3 protein-coding genes are annotated in these 4032 nt (G+C 50.4%); all 3 read right to left on the bottom strand.

What is annotated here, in order from left to right; all coding sequences use genetic code 11:
* Positions 1-301 precede the first annotated feature (301 nt).
* Entirely contained in the window at positions 302-1693 is a 1392-nt protein-coding gene (locus APA10_RS11040; RefSeq protein ID WP_003631146.1) for an NAD-dependent succinate-semialdehyde dehydrogenase, read from the bottom strand.
* 84 nt (positions 1694-1777) lie between these two features.
* Complete coding sequence (locus APA10_RS11035) at positions 1778-2935, bottom strand: iron-containing alcohol dehydrogenase (RefSeq protein ID WP_003631147.1); 1158 nt, start codon at positions 2933-2935, stop codon at positions 1778-1780.
* 87 nt (positions 2936-3022) lie between these two features.
* Positions 3023-3616: a TetR/AcrR family transcriptional regulator gene (locus tag APA10_RS11030; RefSeq protein WP_003631148.1), complete on the bottom strand. Its 594-nt coding sequence runs from the start codon at positions 3614-3616 to the stop codon at positions 3023-3025.
* Between the last annotated feature and the right edge of the window lie 416 nt (positions 3617-4032).

The raw sequence follows: 4032 nt of genomic DNA, 5'->3' as shown, positions 1-4032 counted from the left end.
TCCTTCCACTCTCGTGAAAATATCACACCATCAAACCACGGGACTAAACACCTAATGTTCATCACAAATCATGATGGCAATCGTCATCAGCCTGCCTCTGAATAAAGCCGACATGTTGCGTAAGAGATGAAGTCCGTAATCCCATTTTAGCGCAACCAAACCCCATACAAAAAAGGGACCTCCACAATGGAAGCCCCTTTTTAGGTTGTCTGTTACGGCCTATGCGGCTTTCACACTATACGGTGCAGGCATCATCTTTGGAAAATCATCCAGAAATGTTGGCCACTTCCAATCATACAAATCAGAACGCTGCGTCGATATCCACTACATTGATGAGCTTGTGGTTGATGAACTCCTTAATGCCGAGGCCAATCAATTCACGGCCATAGCCTGAGTTTTTAATCCCACCAAAAGGTAGGTCTGCCTTGGGCGATAGTGGATGGTTAATCACCACCATACCGGTGCGGATGGCCCGTGCTACACGGGTGCCTCGGGCTTCGTCCTTTGTGAATACGCTGCCGCCTAGACCGTAGGGCGAATCATTGGCAATGCGGATGGCGTCGGCCTCATCCTTCGCGCGGTAGATCTGGGTAACAGGTCCAAAAAATTCCCAATGGCGTGCAGGGTTTTTCTGATCCAGATTGGACATAAGCAACGGCTGGAAGAAAGCACCCTGTTCGGGAACTGGCGCCCCAATTACCTCAACTTTGGCACCAAGATCCATCGCCCGCGTGACCTGATCGCGCAAGTCATCAGCAGCAGCCTGAGATGACAACGGAGCCAGCGTGGTTTTGGGGTCCATCGGGTCACCTGCTTTGAGAGCTGCGACACCTTCTTTGTAAAGAGCAACGAACTGATCATAAATAGCATCAGCTACAATCAGGCGCTTTGCAGAAACACAAACTTGGCCAGCATTCCAGTGGCGACCGATGACCGCCCAACGCGCTGCTTTTTCAACGTCAGCATCATCAAGCACAATGAAAGCATCTGCTCCACCGAGTTCCATGGTGGCCTTCTTCAGTGCCTTGCCAGCAATACCAGCAATAACCGTGCCTGCGCCTTCTGACCCCGTGAGTGCGATACCGCATACGCGAGGGTCATTCAAAATCATGGCTGTGTGCGGGCGTGCTGCATACAGGTTGCGGAACAACCCTTTGGGCAGCCCGGCTTCTGCCATAAGTGTATCAAAGGCAGCAGCGCACTGCGGCAGGTTGGAAGCATGCTTGAGCAGCACGGCGTTACCAGCGGAAAGCTGCGGCGCAATAATACGCACGACCTGATAGAAGGGGAAGTTCCACGGCTCAATTGCCAGCACGATACCAAGCGGCTCATGCACCAGCATGGCTTTGCCTTCTGCCGGGTCTGCTACAGGCAACAATTCCGGCTTCAGAAGTGCTTCTGCATGTTTTGCATAGTATTCAAAAATTTCAGCAGAAAGAATAATTTCTGCTTTAGATTCTTCAAACAGCTTGCCCATTTCCAGCGTGCCCAAACGGGCATACTTATCAACATCACGACGCAGAATGGCAGCAGCGGCATTCATTACCTTTGCTCGCTCTGCAAAGGATGTATCGCGCCAAGCTTCGAAAGCAGCATGCGCCTCGGCCAATGCGGTCTGAACTTCCGCATCAGTAGCCTCTGGGAAAGTTGCAACAACTTCGTTAGTATAAGGATTGGTTGTGGCGTAAGCCATTTTTAAGTCTCGTTTCTCATTAATTTATTGGTTGCCGGGATAACGGGCTGTTCCCCTTCACCCCGGCGATAGCGACACTTCAGGTCAGGCAGCGGCTTCCAGAATTTTGCGGCTTACATCTAGGGTAACATCACCGTTTTCACCCAGATGCGTCATGCCATGATCTTCAAGCTGACCAACCAGATCGTTGATGCCTTCAGCACCAATCTCATAGGCAGACAGACGGGTTGGTACGCCCAAACCTTCGAAGAATTCCTCAGTTTTACGAATGGCAACATCAATCCGCTGATCTTCCGTACCATCGGTCAGGTTCCATACCCGCGTTGCATATTGCAGCAACTTGGCGCGCTTTTCGGCACGACGAACCTTGATTAACGCAGGGAATACGATGGCCAACGTGCGGGCATGATCAATGTGGTATTTTGCCGTAATTTCATGACCAATCATGTGCGTGCTCCAATCATGGGGCACACCCGCGCCGATCAAGCCATTCAGGGCAAGCGTTGCAACCCACATGAGGTTGGAGCGCAGATCATAATCATCTGGTGTCGCGACAATACGCGGCCCGATCTCAACCAGGCTGGACAGCAGCCCTTCTGAGAAGCGATCTTGCGCCATGCCATCGACCGGATAGGTCATGTACTGTTCCATCACATGGACAAAGGAATCCACCACCCCATTAATCACCTGCTTCATGGGCAAACTCATGGTGCGCATGGGGTCCAGCACAGAAAAACGCGGATAGACCAACGGGTTGGAGAACAACAACTTGTCACCCGTAGACTGGCGAGAAATAACGCTTAGGCAGTTCATTTCTGAACCCGTGGCAGGCAAGGTGACAACCGTGCCCAGCGGAAGCGCTTTTGTTGCGGCTTTACCCTTGCTGACAAGAATATCCCACGGCTCGCCTTCATACGGCACAGCAGCCGCGACAAACTTGGTGCCATCCATGACAGAGCCGCCACCAACAGCCAAAAGGAAGTCGAGCTTTTCCTCCCGCACCAGAGCCACGGCCTTCATAAGGGTTTCATATGTAGGGTTGGCTTCAATACCGCCAAACTCACGGAAAGTGCGGTTCCCCAGCGCTGCCCGAACTTCAGCCAGCGTGCCACTACGTTCGGCACTTGCACCACCGTAAAGCACAAGCACGCGGGCTTCGGGCGATAGCTGTTCATCAAGCCGAGCTATCATGCCTTTGCCAAACAGGATGCGTGTAGGGTTATAGAATTCAAAGTTCTGCATTGAGACACCTTATTAAGATCGGTCTTTATAGTAGACCGGTCGTCTATTTATTGCGCAAAGTAAAACGCTGTGCGCTTTCCCTGCTTTCTAGATTTCCAGAAGCCGTTTGGTTGCCTGCCATGCTTGGTCAAACGGCTGAGAACTGTGTGTAATTTTCACTATCAGGGTCGAACCCAGCCAGAGCTGGTAAAGTGAGGCCGCAAGCATTTCCGGCTCCTGCCGGTTGCCTATTGAGCCTTCTCCCTGCCCCGCCGTGATAAGTGCGCTAAGCCGGTCAATAACACTCCTGGTGCCACCTTCCAGAATGGCCCGCATCCGTTCCGAAAGATCGCAGACTTCCGCTGCAAGTTTAACAATCAGGCATTTATTCCCAATCTGCTTACTAAGATGCGTATCGCGCCAGAACTGACAGTAACGCGCTATTTTTTCGGCTGCATTACCATCTGCATTTTCAAAAAGATCATCCATTTTTACCAGATAATCTTCAATATAAGTTCTAAGAAGCTCTTCCCCAAATACTTCTTTTGATTCGAAGTAATGGTAGAAAGAGCCCTTGGGAACTCCCGCAACATCCAATATTTGTGTCAGACCAACAGCCGAAAAACCACGCTGGCCGATAAGCGGTTTAGCCGCTTTCAGGATGTGCTGCCGAGCAGCGTGATGTTTCTCTGCAATCTTCATAGGAGCTTATATATGGACGAATACATTGCCTGTCCATATAAAAAATAGACCGGTCGTCTATTTTTTATATTCCCTCCTTTCCCATGCCATACGTTAAGCAAAATAATAGGTAGCAAATAGATTATATAAGAATGGATGCCTGAAACTCATTTTGTGTCCGATTGTTCCGAACCGCCTCAACCCCAGCATTTTTCTACCAGTGCATGTATCTGTGCAGGTTACTGCCCCTTGACGTTCACTGTGCTGCGCTGTGCAATCAGCGCCATAACCTCGACGCGGAAATCTCACAGAAGGGTTGTACATCGGGTTAGATTATGAAAAAGTCTGTTTTACACAAAAGAATTTTTCATAAGCAATAAACGAACCCGATGCAGACAGAGTGTAGCGCAGGCGCGTATGAGTTTCCAGCCTCCTGT

The organism is Acetobacter pasteurianus subsp. pasteurianus LMG 1262 = NBRC 106471 (genome assembly GCF_000285275.1).
GTDB classification, from domain to species: domain Bacteria; phylum Pseudomonadota; class Alphaproteobacteria; order Acetobacterales; family Acetobacteraceae; genus Acetobacter; species Acetobacter pasteurianus.
Note: the sequence above shows the minus strand (reverse complement) of the source record. Positions and strands in the feature narration are given on the sequence as shown.

Coding starts and splice junctions, on each gene's coding strand:
- APA10_RS11035 (WP_003631147.1), bottom strand. CDS start 2,935: ATGCAGAACTTTGAATTCTATAACCCTACACGCATCCTGTTTGGCAAA.
- APA10_RS11040 (WP_003631146.1), bottom strand. CDS start 1,693: ATGGCTTACGCCACAACCAATCCTTATACTAACGAAGTTGTTGCAACT.
- APA10_RS11030 (WP_003631148.1), bottom strand. CDS start 3,616: ATGAAGATTGCAGAGAAACATCACGCTGCTCGGCAGCACATCCTGAAA.